This window comes from Cardiobacteriaceae bacterium TAE3-ERU3 (genome assembly GCA_019218315.1).
Classification (GTDB): domain Bacteria; phylum Pseudomonadota; class Gammaproteobacteria; order Cardiobacteriales; family Cardiobacteriaceae; genus JAHUUI01.
In genome coordinates this window covers 52,630-70,320 of the sequence record JAHUUI010000007.1, presented here as the reverse complement: position 1 = coordinate 70,320, position 17,691 = coordinate 52,630, and the positions used below count along the sequence as shown (strand labels likewise).

15 protein-coding genes and 1 tRNA gene are annotated in these 17,691 nt (G+C 46.8%); 10 read left to right on the top strand and 6 right to left on the bottom strand.

The genetic code is table 11. The annotated features are described in order from the left end of the window. On the top strand, nucleotides 1-107 hold a 107-nt coding region (locus KRX19_11425; protein MBV7435630.1), incomplete at its 5' end, for a transposase. A gap of 159 nt (nucleotides 108-266) precedes the next feature. Here KRX19_11425 and KRX19_11420 read toward each other — a convergent pair. The 4 genes from KRX19_11420 to KRX19_11405 all read right to left on the bottom strand — a co-directional run bounded on the left by KRX19_11420 (nucleotide 267) and on the right by KRX19_11405 (nucleotide 5,541). Further along, nucleotides 267-3,911, bottom strand: coding sequence for a DEAD/DEAH box helicase (locus KRX19_11420; GenBank protein ID MBV7435629.1), 3,645 nt, complete (start codon nucleotides 3,909-3,911; stop codon nucleotides 267-269). Beyond that, nucleotides 3,898-4,668, bottom strand: a complete 771-nt coding sequence (locus KRX19_11415; protein ID MBV7435628.1) for a DUF1837 domain-containing protein — start codon at nucleotides 4,666-4,668, stop codon at nucleotides 3,898-3,900. Before KRX19_11415 ends, KRX19_11420 begins: the two co-directional genes overlap by 14 nt. 365 nt (nucleotides 4,669-5,033) lie before the next feature. Beyond that, nucleotides 5,034-5,156 (bottom strand) — tRNA-Val (locus KRX19_11410). A 235-nt stretch (nucleotides 5,157-5,391) separates the two neighbouring features. Next, nucleotides 5,392-5,541, bottom strand: coding sequence for a hypothetical protein (locus KRX19_11405; protein MBV7435627.1), 150 nt, complete (start codon nucleotides 5,539-5,541; stop codon nucleotides 5,392-5,394). 164 nt (nucleotides 5,542-5,705) lie between these two features. Here KRX19_11405 and KRX19_11400 point away from each other — a divergent pair, with 164 nt between their 5' ends. From KRX19_11400 to KRX19_11375, 6 genes are all read left to right on the top strand, one after another. After that, complete coding sequence (locus KRX19_11400; GenBank protein ID MBV7435626.1) at nucleotides 5,706-7,550, top strand: Eco57I restriction-modification methylase domain-containing protein; 1,845 nt, start codon at nucleotides 5,706-5,708, stop codon at nucleotides 7,548-7,550. Between the two features lie 46 nt (nucleotides 7,551-7,596). Continuing rightward, nucleotides 7,597-8,511: a hypothetical protein gene (locus KRX19_11395; GenBank protein ID MBV7435625.1), complete on the top strand. Its 915-nt coding sequence runs from the start codon at nucleotides 7,597-7,599 to the stop codon at nucleotides 8,509-8,511. Between the two features lie 190 nt (nucleotides 8,512-8,701). After that, nucleotides 8,702-9,184, top strand: coding sequence for an anaerobic ribonucleoside-triphosphate reductase activating protein (nrdG, locus tag KRX19_11390; GenBank protein ID MBV7435624.1), 483 nt, complete (start codon nucleotides 8,702-8,704; stop codon nucleotides 9,182-9,184). Then, complete coding sequence (gene nrdD, locus KRX19_11385; protein ID MBV7435623.1) at nucleotides 9,153-10,976, top strand: anaerobic ribonucleoside-triphosphate reductase; 1,824 nt, start codon at nucleotides 9,153-9,155, stop codon at nucleotides 10,974-10,976. Before nrdG ends, nrdD begins: the two co-directional genes overlap by 32 nt. A gap of 148 nt (nucleotides 10,977-11,124) precedes the next feature. Further along, the gene (locus KRX19_11380) at nucleotides 11,125-12,108 is read left to right on the top strand and encodes an LLM class flavin-dependent oxidoreductase (protein MBV7435622.1); all 984 of its coding nucleotides are present in this window, start codon (nucleotides 11,125-11,127) and stop codon (nucleotides 12,106-12,108) included. Continuing rightward, nucleotides 12,108-12,854, top strand: coding sequence for an MBL fold metallo-hydrolase (locus KRX19_11375; protein ID MBV7435621.1), 747 nt, complete (start codon nucleotides 12,108-12,110; stop codon nucleotides 12,852-12,854). Before KRX19_11380 ends, KRX19_11375 begins: the two co-directional genes overlap by 1 nt. Here KRX19_11375 and KRX19_11370 read toward each other — a convergent pair. Further along, nucleotides 12,837-13,685: a carbon-nitrogen hydrolase family protein gene (locus tag KRX19_11370; protein ID MBV7435620.1), complete on the bottom strand. Its 849-nt coding sequence runs from the start codon at nucleotides 13,683-13,685 to the stop codon at nucleotides 12,837-12,839. The two genes, KRX19_11375 and KRX19_11370, sit on opposite strands and share 18 nt — an antisense overlap. A gap of 255 nt (nucleotides 13,686-13,940) precedes the next feature. On the opposite strand from KRX19_11370, the gene KRX19_11365 reads away from it, so the two are divergent. After that, nucleotides 13,941-14,936: an oxidoreductase gene (locus tag KRX19_11365; GenBank protein MBV7435619.1), complete on the top strand. Its 996-nt coding sequence runs from the start codon at nucleotides 13,941-13,943 to the stop codon at nucleotides 14,934-14,936. On the opposite strand, the gene KRX19_11360 is transcribed toward KRX19_11365, so the two are convergent. Beyond that, a complete protein-coding gene (locus KRX19_11360; protein ID MBV7435618.1) occupies nucleotides 14,929-15,339 on the bottom strand; it encodes a helix-turn-helix domain-containing protein in 411 nt (136 codons plus the stop codon). The two genes, KRX19_11365 and KRX19_11360, sit on opposite strands and share 8 nt — an antisense overlap. Nucleotides 15,340-15,400: 61 nt before the next feature. On the opposite strand from KRX19_11360, the gene KRX19_11355 reads away from it, so the two are divergent. Both KRX19_11355 and KRX19_11350 read left to right on the top strand, forming a co-directional pair. Further along, entirely contained in the window at nucleotides 15,401-16,021 is a 621-nt protein-coding gene (locus tag KRX19_11355; GenBank protein MBV7435617.1) for a cation transporter, read from the top strand. 447 nt (nucleotides 16,022-16,468) lie between these two features. Next, nucleotides 16,469-17,449, top strand: coding sequence for a hypothetical protein (locus tag KRX19_11350; GenBank protein ID MBV7435616.1), 981 nt, complete (start codon nucleotides 16,469-16,471; stop codon nucleotides 17,447-17,449). Nucleotides 17,450-17,691: the final 242 nt, after the last annotated feature.

The following is a 17,691-nucleotide window of genomic DNA, read 5'->3' as shown; positions in this document are numbered from 1 at the left end:
GGGAGGTGGCCGAACAAACGGAGCAATGGGTTGAGTTATACAACATAGAGCGGCCACATGACTCGCTCAATGATATGACTCCAATTCAATACAAAATGAGTGCTTAAATTCTACGAGCACGCTGTGTGAAAAATGGGATAGTTACAGTAAACCTATTAAATTTCTTTCAAAAAACATGTGTAATTAATAAATCAGAAAATGCTATATGAATATATTTGGTAAAGTCTAGATAGTTGTTTCAAATTCTCCCTATAAAGTTATTTAGTTTAAGTTGATTGTTGCATTTTATTTTTCAGAAAGTCATTTGGGCCAAAATATTTAACTAAAATTATCTGCCTGATATTGGCTGGTTCAGCTATTGCAGTGACTACGACTCCTTTTTTATATATATTCAAGTCTGTATTAGCTATCAATGCTGCAATTTTCCCGTCCTCTGTCAATACCCTTAAACCTTTCTCTGAATAGTCAAGATGAACAAAACTATCAGTATTTGGTTTATAATGAGTCCATTCGACGGGTATCCAGATATTCCAATACTCCCATGCCTCATATTCATAAACTGAAATATTGGCCACGAAATCCAACCACATCTGATGGGTTTCATTTGTTGGCCATGCGTAATTATTAGATAACTTATTAACTTCATTAGATCTTAACCAAAATTCAAGCTCGCTTTTGTTACTGAAGGCGGGATTAGTATCAATAACCACCTTGGTCGCTCCATGCCTTGAGTTAAAACCAGATTGAATTAAAACTGAAGCTTCTCTCATTAAAGTACCTGTCTCAACGGCCAGTATTGCATGATGTAGTTCATACTCAGTTATGGAGAAGCCATCTACAACATCACCGCTTGCTTCTGCTCGAACACGAATTGCTTCCATTGCCCATGCAAGACGATAAACAACTTCTTGTTCTATAAAATCTTGAAATTCATAAGTAGATTGAGCTTTAGGCCCGTGAAGCCACTTGTATAAAATACTTTTCCAGTTTTCAGGACAATTTTTCGGTGTAAAAGGAGGGATCACAAACACTAATTCAGCCAACTTAACAATATGCTCAATTGCGACACCCTGTAAATTATCATAGTGTTCATTTTTTGTGTCTGAATGAATGAATTTATTCATCCTTAATGTATTTAATAGTTGAATAGCTTTGTTCGCTGAAACCAAATGCGTATTGGCTTCAGCAGCAATTTTATCAAGTAGTTTTCCAGTACGAAATCCCACTCCAGCTCTGTTGTATGCGCTCCTTTGTTTTGGGGTTGTTTTTCGCCATAGATAGCTTGCTCGTGCATTCAGTAATTTTTTTAAAGGATCCTGAAAATTTTTATCTAAACGATCAAGCCTTCTCTTTAATAGTGATAATGCAAGAATCTTATCGAGATATTCTTCTATCTCAACTTCATCCATTGAATGATTTGATATTAAATTCAGGATAGCTGAATCCAGTAACTCTAAATTTTCACTCCAGCTATTAAGTTCTTCGGGATCACTTGTTGCACTATTAATATAATCAAATAAATTTCTGTTATTTAAAATATATTCAATACTATTATTTGAACTGTTATTTTCTTTATATTTATCTATGATGAATTTTAGTAATCTTGTCAATAGAATAAGTAATCCACTTTCAATATTATTATTTATTGTCTCTTCTCTCAGCTTTTTCCACTCAGCTAATTTTTTTATTTTCTTATCAAAAATTGGAAAAAGCACCATCCCTTCAATATCTATATAGGCTCGTCCTGCACGACCGATAACGTTTTTAAACTCGGTCGATTTAATTCTGTCTTCACCACGATATAGAGAATGTATGATAATCGTTGTCGCTGATAGATTAACTCCTTGAGCAAGAGTTGGTGAAGAAATAACAAATCTTGGGATTTTATTTCGAAGTAATTCCTCTATTTCCTTGCGAAATGCATATGGTAATGAACCATGATGTAAAACTATTCCACGCTCTAGACATTTTACTATGTTGTGATCTTCGCCAAGCCATTCTTTTCCCAAACTAATAGCTGTCCTATATTTGTCTTTCTCTTTTCCAAAGAAATTATCAAAAATTCCTCTTTCTTTAAGGCCTACAATAGCTTTTGCATATGCACCTACACTTCTTTTCTGAGGACAATAGATCATAATACTCTGCCCTTCTTCAATCAGCTTTAAAGCCGTGGCTATACACAGCTCTTTTTGGTCATTGGGAAAGATATTTGTGCGTCGACCTATTGGTGGAATATAACCCTCAAAATAGTTATTAATCCAAGGGTTTTCTCTATCAACATGAAGCTCTAGCTTGGCTGTTCCCTCGTCTTGATTCCAGATTATTTCACCAAAGCGCAGCTGTGTCGGTCGCCAATTGCTTTGAATTGCTTCACTGTATTGATCTTGACATAACCATGCAGTGAAATCTTCCAGATGCTTACCATCTGGCAAAATAGCTGATAGACACACAACTCTACGTTGAGAAGTATCTTCTCGGCATAGAAGTCGCTGAATTAACACTTCATATCGAATTTCTCGTTCACCAAATCCAATCATATGTCCTTCATCAAAGACAAGTAAGCCAACATCATCAATCAGCGAAGGATCACTGCGTAGTGCAAAATCAAGCTTCTCCGGTGTCGCTACGACAATATCTCCATGTTTGATTATGTCTTTATCCAATCGCGTTACACTCATTGCTCCATACAAAGTAGAAACAGTCTTACCTAACGGGACAAATGTTTTTCTAAGTGTAATCTCTGTTTGGGCTGAGAGTGAACGTAGTGGCGTAATAAAGAACACGCGCTTTTTATCTGCCAAACAACGCAAAATACATAGCTCGGCAATGCGAGTCTTTCCCGCACTCGTCGGTAGTGATACTACTAAGTTATCAGCCGGTTCTATCGCTCTTTTTGCTGCTTCAATCTGTGATGGCCAGAGATCAATCTCTGCTTTAGGTCGACTCCGTAATAATGCAATAAATTTGCTACGTAAGTCTTGCCAAGAATCAATCGGTGCATTTGATTTATTATGCTCTATATAATCATCTTTTATGAGGTGACTTAGAAAGTTGGAAGGGACTTCATCATTTGGTTCAAGTGGAAGTCTTTTGTGAAACGTACATGACCATAAGTCGTTCAATAGATAAGAAGCAAGACGATATATCCACCACTGTGGAACCATATTCAATTCACTACATATATTGATATTATTTTTTATACGTTCAAGGGAGGATTCCAAATAGCGCTCAATTCCTGATTCTACAGCTATAATGAACAGAGACATTGCAGCCATAAAATTATCAGTAAGAGCAATATCAATTGCTGAGCTTACCGATTTATCATCAGCAATAATCCTGCTCTGTTCAAGTTCATTCTTGCTAGTCTCATTATGGGATATGCCGAGCTTAGATAGAATATTTTCATCACTTGCTACATCTGAGGCTCTATATTTGAAGACAGACTTACGTAGTTCAGTAAAATCTCGAAGCATAAGTAAAGCAAGGACACGCTCTGACTCCGAAAATAATTCATTATTTTTGATCAGTTGTAGCAAGGAATATGCTCTGGCCGAGAGATGTGCCAAGTGGTAACTGGCAGCGGCAACAACAGTATGAAAGTTTTGATCCGGGTCATCTTTGGGGCCATTGACTGTAGTAGACTCAAGAGCATTCGCTGCCTTTTCAAAAGCATGAGTGACTAACTCATGTTCTTTATTTTTTTCACTTAGCTCAAGTGCCAAGTTAAGCAATGAATAACCATAACATTGAAGGTCATAGCTTAAATACTTGGAAAAGTCTGGAGCATCTACAGGAAGCTTTCCATCTCTCCAAATCATTGCTCTAGCTCTTCCTCGTGCAAGCAATTGTCCTCTAAAGCCAGAGTCGGTAGCTATTTTAATTACTTCGCTGATTTCTTCAGGCTTGGGCATTTTGAACTACCAAATCATATACATCCTGAATAAATCCAGGATGATCATTAACACTCAGATTAACGTAGGCCTGCTTAAATGTACCAGCATACTCAGGAAGAGAGTCTGCAAATTGTTTTTCTAAGGAATTGCCCGAAAAAACAAAAAGAAGGTGACTCACGCTCTCTGGACGGATATTTGAATACACTAATTTTAAAAATAGAGTTGATTCTAGTGAATTTGGATCCTGCTCGTATAGCCGAGAAGATATAAATGTAATTGCATGAGCTGTAGGAAGCCCCGCACCTTTATCTAGTCCTGCTCTTGCTTCACGAATCGTTGAAATATCAGCTTGCTTCCTACTTTTAGCTTCAACCTTTATAAAAGAAATATTTTCCGTTTTCTCATTAATAGAAATGCCAATTGCATCTTCTCCCCGCATGGACATATTAAGACTATCTTTCCAACGTAATTTTTTTATAGGGACGTTATATTTATCAACTTCCGTATTAATCCATTCAGTAGCCAAAATTTCACCTAGATCGCCAGATTTAATTTTACTGTCTGTTGGAAGTATTGATGCTAGTTTGTTGGCAACTCCATCTTTACCCAGGACTCGAAAAATATCTTCAAGGAAGTTCGGACTTAGGTAATGGTCAGGGATTAAGGTAGCTACGAGTTGAATACCATTGCAATCAGGTTTTTCTGAACATACAGAATATGTATGGCCATTGCCACAACTCCCACTTTTCTGATCACACCAATCTGAAAACTTCATCAGCCTTCTCCCATAATACACTTGGCTACGATGGTACAAATCCAAGTTATACCAGCCCACTTAATCGGCAGTGCAAGCTTTCTCTTATATCAGTTGAAATATACTTTATCATGAGTTCTGTGTCACCTTCGACTGTAATAGAGAAGCTCCCGTGTTGTTATAATGAGCAGTAGAGTTTCAGCTTTTTGCTTCACGATGCGGTGGTTGGAATGTAAGAAAAAGTGGGGGTCATACCCAACCTCTGCAAAATCAGGTTTGGACACGTTTTGGTCACGTTTTGGTCACGGTGAAAAATGACCGTGACCAGAGCTAAAAAAGTGGTCACTGGTAATGTGGAAAGTATCGAAGCAAAAATACTTATATTTCAGGCACAAAAAAACCACTTTTTAGTAAGTGGCTTGATGATTTCTAGGGTAGAAAAGCTGATTTTTTATGTTATGACCCCCACCATGTCAAGGTGGTGCTCTAACCAACTGAGCTACGTGTCTATGTCTAAGAGCGCGCAATTATATAGATGTAATCACCATCCATCAAGATTTTTTTGAAAAAAATATTCTGGTTCGTGTGCGGGGTGTTGTTGGGTATTTTGGGGTTAAATATGGGCAGTTTCGCTGTGCATTGTGGAGGGCATGGACGCGAGTTTTTTGTGTGAGGGGGGGATAAGCTATGTGGTATTTCTTATTTATTTGTTTTTATAGTGAATAAGGCGTTATAAGGCGTGCTTTACTTGCACTGATCAGCTATACATTCGTTGATGGTGTTGCGGCTTTTGTTGGCTATTGTGCTCCTCTCAGCTTTGTGCTCAGGGTAGTTTTGCAGGGTATAATCGCGGCGCGTAATGATGATTGTTGGCGATAGATCTGCTGTGATCATGCCATCTTACCGATGCTTTTCCATAGGATTTATCAACGCACTGCGTGACTTATTGATGCTCCTATGGCCTTATTTATGATTTTGTTCGACATGGTATTTGTACTGAAAAAATGAAAGACGAGTTTGCGTGTGTAGATATTTCGGAAAATGCCATAAGGGAGCGGATGCCTGATATTCTCAATATTTTACTTATTGACCGTACAGCTTCACTAGCAGGGGCGAGCGCGAATATCATTTGGGCGAGTGAACATTACGTTGAATACGGTGCCAAAAATTATGCGGCCAAGGGGCAAATAACGTCAAAGCTGATTAGCGGCGAAATGCGTCAACTGATTATGCCGCGCGCTTTAAAAGCTTTGGAGTTGCAAAAAATACGCACCAAATCGCAGGCTGAGGTATTTACGCCGGTAGATATCGTCAAAAAGCAGAATGATGTTGTCGAAGCTGATTATGCAAATGATGATTTAGAGCACTATGTTAAGCGCAAGTGGCTTGAGATTACCTGCGGTGAAGCGCCTTATATGGCGACGCGCTACGATATGCAGACTGGCGCAATTATCCCGATCTCAATGCGGGTTGGCTTCGTTGATCGTAAGCTGAGCCGCATCAATGCCGAGGTCAATGATGAGGATGAGTGGCTGCGCTTGGCGGCTGAGGCTTACCGCTCAAGCTATGGCTTTGAGTGGAGCGGCGATTCTTTATTGCTTGCCCGTGAGAACCTGCTTTATACCTTTTGCGATTATTACGCAGCGAAGTGGGGCGCGGAGCCACCATTGAATTTACTGGAAGAGATCGCCGTTATTATTAGCTTTAATCTGTTCCAGATGGATGGTTTAAAAGGCATTTTACCGCTATCGGATAGTCATGAACTTATTGGCTATGGTCAGCTTACGCTGCTTGATACTGCTGACGATCTGCCATCGTTATCAGGTGGGCGCGCCCAAATCATGGACTGGGATGCGAACAAGATGGTGCTTTTTGCAGAGGAAGCGAGGTTCGATGTCGTGGTCGGTAATCCGCCTTATCAGGAAAGTGCCAAGGGCGAGAGCACAAAAGATACGCCAATTTACCCTTTCTTTTATGACTTGGCCAAGGCTGTAAGCTCAAGTTATTGTTTGATTTCTCCAGCGCGTTTTTTGTTCAATGCGGGCAGTACGGCAAAAAGCTGGAATCAAAGTATGCTGCATGACCGCCATTTGCGGGTCGTTCATTATCAGCAAAGCTCTGCATCCATATTCCCGAATACAGACATCAAAGGCGGCGTGGCCATTTTATACAGGAACGCGCATAAGGATTTTGGCGAGATTGGCACTTTCTCGGTATATGAGGAGCTGACTTCTATTTTGAAAAAAGTAACTCACCTTACGGGCAGTACGCTTGATGAAATCGTCTCTAACCGTGGTCAGTACCGCTATTCGGACGCCATTTATAAAGACTATCCTGTAGAGATGAAGGCAATCTCTGACCGGAGAATTGCTTCAAATGCGTTTCGCAAATTGCCTGATCTTTTTACGGACAGGCAGCCTGATGATGGCGCGCAATACATACAAATTTTTGGTCGGTTAAATAATGACCGGGTATTTAGATGGTTCAAGCGGGATTACCTGACAGCAGACAAGACGCTGAGTAAATACAAAATCATTTTGCCCAAGGCCAATGGCACGGGAAAGCTTGGTGAAGCTCTAAGCACGCCTCTGATTTTGCCGCCGGGCACGGGCTTTACCGAAACATTTATCGCCATTGGCGCTTTTGATCATGAAGAGGAAGCGCAAAATGCACTGAAATACATCAAGTCCAAATTTGCGCGGATTATGCTCGGCGTTTTGAAAATCACGCAGGACAATACCAGCACAAAATGGCGCAAAGTGCCGCTACAAGACTTTACGACAAACTCTGATATTGACTGGTCTGCGTCCATTGCAGCGATCGATCAGCAACTTTATGCGAAGTATGGCTTGGATAAGCGTGAAATCACCTTTATAGAAACAAAAGCGAAAAGCATGGTGTAGTATCTATTGATAAGGTCTGCGTATGACCGTTAAATAGGCCAAGCCCATGTATAACATAAGCATTAAAAAAGAAACCTCAGAAAGGAATGATAAAAACAACTGGGTAAAGGACAGGCTCTGCAAAGATGGCTGCTTGTTGGAGAGCTTTGAAGGGTACACCATTCGCCAAAACCGCGTGACGGCGCTATTCGACCGCCGAGTATATGTTGATGATCGCCTGGAAGCGTACACGCATGCCGAACTTGAAGCACTGATACGCCTGGAAGAGCCGAATTTGGATGCCAAGCTGGCATTTGCGCAGATGCTCAAGGTCAATTATTTTTACGTTTTTTACCGCTATAACCCTGAGCGGGTTGTGATGTACCGCTTTGCCGGTGATGCGTACTTCTCAATATCAGAAGAGGGCTTTATGCCTGATGTGCCGCGCCAGCTCGCAAGTGATAAATATATGTTCTCCAGTTTTGATGTTTTTGGTGAGCAAACAATGCGCGTTAGAGATTTGAAGATGTCGAGCAAGTATATGGAGTTAGCGGATTTGCCGGCGTTTGATCGAGTGCTGAGAAGGCATGGAACGCCGTGGATGGGAAATTTGGACGGACTCCTGTTAACGCGTGGGGCAAAAATGCCGGCTGCCGTCATTGAGTTTCAGACGACCAACAAAATCAGCGTTGCACGGCATTGCAACAATAAATACTTTGGCTACTCGGGTGATCGCGGTGGCACAAATAAAGGAGATGAGCAGCGCTGGAAAGTGGCGCATAAGCTCGCTTTGGATGCAGGGCTTCCTTTGTTGGTTATTGTCTGGTCGCCCAAAGAGCAGGACATCAAATACAAGGTCGTTTCTGATGTCGTCTATTCAGATGATGGCGAAGGACGAACGCCCGGGCTGATCTACGCCGAGAAGACTCTCGTTAACTATAGCGAGCTTTTGCAAAAGCTCGCAGCTCTATCGCAAAAGTAACTTCTTCTTGCGAAATATGGGCTATTTCCCGATCTAAGATACGAATATTCTCCTTTGCCATGTCAGGGAAGGGACTCCCTTAATTTCAATAAATAATTTATATCTTTTTCATGATTTTATGTAAATGATATACCTATATATTGATTTTAAATACAATAGGAATACTATATGTTGTGTTCTTGGAGGGTTTATGCGCTATGTAGATGAGCAAGTTGTGTTTCAGGAAGTGCCGGGAGAGATCAGCTTGGCATGGACGATTTCCGGCTGTAATTTGCGTTGCCCGGGTTGCCATAGTGCCGAGACGTGGGCGCCCAATAAAGGTGAGTTGCTGACGCCAGCCTATGCCGCACAGCGTATGGACGACTATCGTGGCCTGATTAGCTGCGTATTGTTCATGGGCGGGGAATGGTATCCCGATGAACTGTGCGCAATATTGGATGCTGCGCAATCGCGTGGGCTTGCTACCTGCCTGTATACGGGGCTCGATGACGTCTCGCCACGGATAAAATCCCGCCTCACGTTTCTGAAAACCGGCGCATTTGTCCGCGCGCTTGGCGGGCTTGACAGCCCCAATACCAATCAGCGCTTTATTCGTGTTGCTGATGGCAAAAATCTCAATGAATTGTTTTGGAGAACATCCCATGATCGAGTTAAGTGCAGCGCAGCTTGCTGACAAAGCAGATTTTGTGCGGTCGTACTGTCAGGCATTCAATGCGGCTGATGGTTCGCAGGTTGATGCCAATGCCAATGTCAGCCATAAGAATATTGCCACGCTGGAAACCGAGTTGATGAAGGATTTCATGATTCAGGTCAATCGTTCGCTGGTTAGCGATAAAATCCGTAGCCGCTTTGGTGAGGCATTGGCGCAGTCCTATATCGAACAGATTGAAGCACACGAGATTTACGTGCACGATGAAACCAGCCTCAAGCCGTATTGTGCGTCGGTCTCGATGTATCCTTTGCTGCTCAACGGCTTGCAGGGGCTGGGCGGCGAATCGCGGGCGCCGAAGCATCTCGCGTCCTTTTGCGGCACGTTCATCAATTTCGTCTTTGCCGTCAGTGCGCAGTTTGCCGGTGCGGTGGCAACGGTCGAGTTCCTGACTTATTTTGACCACTTTGCTGCACGTGATTACGGCGCGGACTATCTCGATACGCACGGTGCAGAAATCGCCAATCATTTGCAGGGCGTGGTCTATGCACTCAACCAACCGGCGGCAGCGCGCGGCTATCAAAGTGTGTTCTGGAACATTTCCATTTATGACCGGAATTATTTCTCCGCCATTTTTGCCGACTTCGTTTTCCCCGACGATTTCCAGCGTCCGGATTTTGCGCGCATTGACCGCTTGCAGCGCTTTTTCCTTAGCTGGCTCAATGAGGAGCGATGCAAGGCCATTCTGACTTTTCCGGTCGTCACCGTGGCGATGCTGACCAAGGCAGGGCGCTGCTGCGATCAAGCGTTTGCCGCTGCGATGGCTGGTGAGCTGGCCGCGGGGAACAGCTTTTTTATTTACCTTTCCGACCGTGCAGATTCGCTTGCATCGTGCTGCCGCCTGCGCAATGAAATCAGCGACCATACCTTTTCCTATACGCTGGGTGCGGGCGGGGTAGCGACCGGTTCGATCAACGTCATCACCACCAACATGAATCGCCTGATTCAGGATGGGCGTGATCTGGCCACGGAAATTGACAAAATTCACCGCTATCAGGTCGCCTATCACGAGCTGATGCAGGATTACCTCAAGGCGGGCATGCTCGGCGTTTACGATGCGGGCTTTATCAGTATGGACAAGCAATTCCTCACCATCGGCATCAACGGCATGGCCGAAGCCGCAGAGTACCTTGGTATTCGCGTCGGTGATAACCCGCAATATCAGGCATTTGTCAGTGCGCAGCTAAAGACCATTTACGATGCCAACCGCGCTGCGAGCAAGCGCTACGGTGTGCGCTTTAATACCGAATTTGTGCCCGCAGAAAATCTCGGTGTGAAAAATGCGCGCTGGGACAGCAAGGACGGCTACCAAGTACCGCGTGACTGTTACAATTCCTATTTTTATATCGTCGAAGACGAAAACACCAATGCGCTGGACAAATTCCGCTTGCACGGCAGAGACTACAACGCCTATCTCGATGGCGGCTCGGCGCTGCACCTCAATCTCGACGAGGCACTCAATCAGGAAGGCTATTTGAAATTGCTCAACGTTGCCGCGCACACCGGCTGCAACTATTTCTGCATCAATGTGCGCATCACTGTGTGCAATACCTGTAACCACATCGACAAGCGCACTTTGCCGTATTGCAGCGCCTGCCACAGTACCGATATTGATTACGCCACGCGCGTTATCGGCTACCTCAAGCGGGTCAGTGCTTTCAGTGCAGGCCGGCGACAGGAGCACGCATTGCGCCACTATCACCGCAGCAATAACCCGGCACATAACGACCACTCGCACAGCACGCTGGCATCGTGAGTGGCAATATACAGCCCAATTCCAGAAAAACAGTCACAAAGTAACCAAAAAATAAAAATAAGAACAATGCCTTGTTTTTATGTGTCGTAACCGTTTTCTGGAGTCCCACTATATAATATCTGCCCAATTTTGCTGATACGGAGGCATGGTGAAACTGTCCGTCTTGAATCTGGTACCACTGCGTGCAGGTGGCGATAACCAAACCGCAATTGCGCAGATGATTGCGCTGGCGCAGCACGTCGAGGCGCTTGGCTATGAACGCTACTGGATTGCCGAGCATCACAATATGGTCAATCTCGCCAGTTCGGCGACATCGATCCTGATCGGGCAGACACTGGCGCACACGCAACGCATTCGCGTTGGTTCGGGTGGGGTGATGTTGCCCAACCACAGTCCGCTGATTGTCGCCGAGCAATATGGCACGTTGGCGACGATGTATCCGGATCGTGTTGATTTAGGGCTGGGACGCGCGCCGGGCACGGATCAGGAAACCGCGCAAGCTTTGCGGCGCAGCAATGTTGAAACTGCGTATACGTTTGGCGATGATGTGGTCACGCTGGGGCGCTATCTCGGCGATGCTGATAGCCAGGGGCGCGTGCGCGCCAATCCCGGCGCGGGCACGCATGTGCCGCGCTATATTCTCGGCTCTAGCACCGACAGTGCACACCTTGCTGCACGACTCGGCCTGCCTTATGCCTTTGCCGCGCATTTTGCGCCTGCGCAACTCGAAGCGGCGCTGGCGATTTACCGCGCCGAATTTCAGCCGTCACCGGCGCTAGATAAGCCGTATGTGATTGTTTGCGTCAACGTGATCACCGCTGAAGATGACGCCAGCGCGCAGTTTTTGCGTACCACGCAGCAGCAGGCGTTTCTCGGTATCGTCACCAACCGCCGTCGTCCGTTGCAACCGCCGGTCGATTCAATGGAGGGGCTGTGGGATGTGCGCAGCCGTTATATGGTCGAGCAAATGACCGCCTGTTCGCTGGTCGGCGGCAAAGCGACATTGCGTCATCAGCTCGATGCGCTACAACGCACCGTCCATGCCGATGAATTGATGGCGGTCAGCTATATTTACGATGAAGCCTTGCAGCACCAATCCTATACATTGCTGCGTGATGTGGTCGCTAGCTGATGGCTTTTACCCTGCACGCCATTGCCGGCTATATCGAAACGGTTTACCTCGCGGAATATGACGACAAGTTGCTACTGCTCGATGGCGCTTGCCGTTGCGATGTCGGCAAGATTTGCGCGTTTATCGAAGATGAATTGCAGCGTCCGTTAAGTGATTTGCACGCTGTGGTCGTCACCCACATGCACCCTGACCACGGCGGCGGCGCGGCATTGTTGCGCAAGCGTACTGGCTGCGCGCTGTGGGTCGCGGCAAATGCCAACGATTTATACGCAGGCTTTAGCGGCTGGCTGCAACACAAAATCGACTTGCTGCTCGCCTATTACATGGCGCGCAAAAAGCGCCAGCCGTGGCGCAATATTTATTATCACCGCCGTTTGCGCGGCGATGTTGTGCTGCATGATGGTGACAGCTTGCCCGACTTTCCCGATTGGAAGGTTCTGCACACGCCGGGGCATACCATGAGCGATTTATCCTTGTGGCATGAGGACAGCGCACAGCTTTACGTCGCCGACCTCATCATCAAAGTACGACGCGGGCTGATTTCACCATTCCCGATCACCGACCCGCTTGCCTACCGTCAATCACTGGCGCGGATTCGCGCCTTGCCGGTGCGTGATTACCTACTCGCGCACCACGACACATTGCCCGCTGACGAGGTTGACTGGTCGCTATTTTCAGCGCAAATACCCGATCAGCGGCGCACGATTCGCGAGCTCATCCGCAGCAAATTACGCTTTCGCATGTGAGGCAATTGGCTGCACGGTCGGGTCGATTTTAAAGCGACGCTGGCTGAGCAAGGGCATGCTGTGGCGGGCTTGCGCAATCATGTCGGGATCGATGGTGCCGATCAGGTCGGCAGGCGTACTGCCAACTTGTGCAGTCGTCACGCCGTAAGGATCGACCAGGCGGCTGAGGCCGATGCGCTTGGTGCCACAAGCATCTACGCCAAGTACATACACGCCGTTTTCCAACGCCCGCGCGGCGCAGAGTACCTGCCAATGCCACTCTTTCAAATCACCGGCAAACCACGACGTCGGCAGAATAATGGCATCCGCACCTTGTTCGGCGAGCAGGCGGGCAAGTTCGGGAAAGCGCAAGTCGTAGCAAGTCATCACGCCAAAAGTCAGCCCTTGATGGGTGAACGTGACCGGCGCATTGTCGCCGGGGATGAAGCTGTCCGATTCCTTGAACGCAAACGCATCGTATAAATGCAGCTTGCGGTACGTGCAGCTCAGTGCGCCGTTTTGGATGACGACCGCGGTGTTATAGATGCGTTCTTCGTCGCTTGGTTCAGTGATGCCCGCGACGATACACACGCCGAGCTCGGCCGACAATGCACACAATGCACTGACAAATTCGCCATCGAGTGGTTGTGCGTAGAGCGTGGTTTCACCCGGTTCACGGGTATGCAGTGCGCATTCGGGCAGGACAATCAGGCTTGCGCCTTGTGCGGCGACGCGGCGAATGGCAGCGCTGCAATAGTCGAGATTGAGCTGCCAATTGCTGCTGGCAGCGAACTGGATGCCGGCGACTTTCAGCGGCAGTTTGTTACGGTCTTGATGGTCGTCTTTGTGCATTTTTGTTCCCTGAGATGATGGCTATTGCTCGGCATTATAAAAATTTAGTGTAATGAGAAACAGTCAACACCTGATTATAAGCATTGCTTATATGATTCTAAGTTATTGATTTATTATTTGATGGCTAGATGAAATGGCTTCTTTAAACCATTCCGTATTAGATGTGTGTGCGGTACGTCTTGCTAGTGCCTTGTTATATACTCGCAAATATGCCGTAGTGATTGGCTGGAAGGTTCGCATTAATTGGAGGGGAGAATGAAAGCAATCGTCGTACGTCAGGAGGTAGAAAGCCGCAAAACGCGGGCTGTGCTTGAGGAAATCAGCGAGTCACAATTACCGCAAGGTGAGGTGCGGGTCGCGGTTGACTATTCAACCCTGAATTATAAGGATGCGTTGGCAATCACTGGTCGCGGCAAAATTATTCGCCACTTTCCAATGGTGCCGGGGATTGATTTTGCTGGTCGTGTACTGGAATCCACAGATCAGCGCTATCGGGTCGGTGATGAAGTGGTCTTGACCGGCTGGGGCGTGGGTGAAAAACACTGGGGTGGGCTTGCTGAGCAGGTGCAGGTAGCCGCCGATTGGCTGGTGCCGTTGCCTGCTGGCTTGAATACGCGCCAAGCAATGGTGCTCGGTACGGCTGGGTTCACTGCGATGCTATGCGTACAAGCATTGCAGCGCCACGGTATTGAGCCGCAAGATGGTGCGGTGCTGGTGACCGGTGCGAGTGGTGGGGTTGGCTCAGTTGCCGTAGCACTTCTTGCAGCACTTGGGTTTGAAGTCTGTGCGGTGACGGGGCGTGTGGTTGAAAATGGTGATTACTTATGTGAGCTTGGTGCGCATGAGGTGCTTGATCGAGCGCAGTTCGATGAGTCAGCCAAGCCGCTCGAAGCAGCACGCTGGGCGGCGGCTGTCGATACGGTTGGCAGCACGGTGCTCGCCAAAGTATTAGCGCAAATACAGGAAGGTGGCGCAGTGGCGGCTTGTGGTCTGGCAGGTGGTGCAGATTTGCCGACGACCGTGATGCCGTTTATTTTGCGCGGAGTATCATTACTCGGCATCAATTCAGTGACCTGCCCGTATGAGCAGCGCGTGGCTGTGTGGTCTGCGCTGGCTGAGCTGTTACCTGCATCTTTTTATCAGCGTATCAGTCGAGACATTAGCCTCGATGAGGCAATTCCCAGTGCGAAAGACTTACTCGCAGGGCGTATCACTGGGCGTGTAGTCGTGTGCGTTGGAGCGGCTAAGTAGCCTGAGGATTTTGCGTCAAAGTGCCGAGAATGTGGCAGTTGGCAACTGTGCCATCGTCACTTTGGCAGCCATCGTTAATCGCGCTTAACTCCTTTTCTAATTGCTGTAATTGCGAGATACGCTCGCGTACATTGGCGAGTAGGTCACCCGCGAGTTGTGCGGCTTCGGCGCAGGATTGATCCGGATAATTTTGCAGTTGAATGAGGTTGGCAATTGCGTCGATCCCAAAGCCCAAAGCTCGAGCATGGCGAATGAATGCAAGGCGAGCGATGGCCGATTGTGGGTAGCGGCGCTGGTTGCCGGCGCTACGCTCGGGCGCATCGAGCAAGTTAATGCTTTCATAATAGCGAATAGTGGTGGCTTTGACGCCGCTCAGCTTCGCGAGTTGTCCTATCGTGTACATGGCACTTGACCCTCCAGTCACTGGAGGTTTTAGCATAGCGGCTTTTGTGATGGGAATAAACATGGCCGGATGTTGTAATCAAAATGCGTGCTTTGATGGCGTTTCAGCCAGCTATAAGCGTCGCCTTTGGGCTGTCATTGCGATTAATGCGCTGATGTTCGCCTTTGAAATTGCGGCGGGGCATCTTGCCGGTTCGCAGGCGTTGCAGGCCGATGCACTGGATTTTCTCGGTGATGCGCTGACTTATGGCTTGTCGCTATGGGTGATTGGATCGTCGATCCGCGTGCGTAGTAATGCTGCGTTGTTCAAAGGCGCAAGCCTTGCATTGATGGGGATGTGGGTGCTCGGCGATACGCTCTATCAAGTGCTGGTGCTCGGTGTGCCGGAAGCAAAGATCATGGGCGGCGTTGGGCTGTTGGCACTGGCGGCAAACTTGCTCAGCGTGGCACTTCTTCTGAAATACAAGGATGGTGATGCCAATGTGCGCTCGGTGTGGCTGTGCTCGCGCAATGATGCGATTGGTAATATTGCGGTGATGGTTGCTGCTTTTGTGGTGTATCAGACGCGCAGCGCATGGCCGGATATTGCCGTGGCACTACTGATGGCAAGTTTGTTTTTGTCCTCCGCGCTGCGCATTGTGCGTCAGGCACTTGATGAACGCCGTGTTGGCTCAGTTATGTAGATGGCGTAGGTATTTGACGCTCATCAATATCTCTCATTGTGATGCGGTATAAACCATTACCAATTATGGTGCGTTTGCAAAAAACGTTATATCAGTGAAGGTTTATCTGATCACCAGAGCTACTATGGAGGCATTACGATTCATAATCAGGTAAATAAACCTTGAGCTTGCACGGAGCACAGATATTGGATAACCCGGCCCCGAAAGGGATTAAGTTGATAGCTCACCCAACCTAAAGTAAATAAAAATTAACTATTTCAGTAAGGTAATCAAGTTGTCGAACGATTTTCGTCCTATATAATATGCGCCCCGCCGCTCTCTGGCGGGGCTATAGCGACCAAGTTTGAGCCTGATGCGAATGATTGTTCAGGTTTCATTAAAACAATTGCACTTGTGTCAAAACTATAGTTTAAGAAACCCCACTAAACTAACTCAGGAGTTAACTTGATGAAAAGCATCATTTCTGCGCGTGCCTCACGCCCATTCAGCTGGGGCGCGGTTTTTGCCGGCGTTGTCGTCGGTGCAGTAGCATCTATGGCCATCCTCGCTATTGGTGCATTTATTACTTTCTTATTCGGTCTGTCTTTTAGCCTGACCGGTTTCATGGGGTTATTCTGGTTTGCTTTGTCTGCAATCGTTGGCGCATTTGTTGCGGGTAACGTTGCTGTTAATGCCCAAGCTCCAGCTCGTGATGACAATTTTGCCTATCAAGTCGTTTCTAAAGCGCACGCTACTCTGACTGGCGGCGTAACTGCTGCGCTGTTGGTTCTGTTCACTACGTTTTTCACTGTTAGCAGCATCGGCGCAATCGTCGGTACGACAGCTAACGCCGTTGGTGGTGCTATAGGTAATGCCGTTGGTGGTGCTGCACAAACTGCGGCAATTGCTGGTTCAAATAGCGACTTCAGCATGGATGATCTGCCTAATGTGAAAAATGCGCTGGGTAACGTCAGTGAAGAAGATATTGCCAAGTTTGTTGCCAACAACAACGACGAACTCAACGAAGAGCAGATTCAGGCTATTGCCGGAGTTGTTAAGAGCACGATTGAGCAGAGCAAAGAGCAAGTTTCCAAGGATTTCAAAAATAAAGAAATCACTTTGGATAACGCACAAGAATACGTCAAGACCCGTTATGAAGCAGTGAAAAACCAGCTGACTGATGATGAATTGATTACTCGTTTGCAGCGTGAAGGCTTGACTCGTGCTGAAGCGGTTGACGTTCAGCAGTACTTGGTTAAGCAGGCAAATGAGATCGAGAAAGAAGCTGAGCAAGCAGTTGCTAAAGCGAAGCAAGCTGTTGAAGAAGCAGAAGCTGCTGCTCGTAGTGCAGCGCGTTGGGCTGCGTTAAGCTGGCTGATCAGTGCGTTCCTGACTTTCATGGCGACACTTGCCGGTGCACACAGTGCTGCAGGTCGTATCCGCGATTAAGTTCACGATACGCATAGTGCCACTGTTTGGCATTGGAAAAAGCGCGGTTCTACCGCGCTTTTTCTGTATATTAAGTGCAATAAAGCTGGGCTATTTCAGTGTATGATATGCGACCTTATACGGTTAAAACCCGGTAAGACAGATGTTGAAATAAAAGAATAAGACATTGTCTTGTTTCATATAATTTGATTGTTTGCATCTGTTCTTTGGGGTTGGCTGCGAACAGATAATCATCGCTTGGA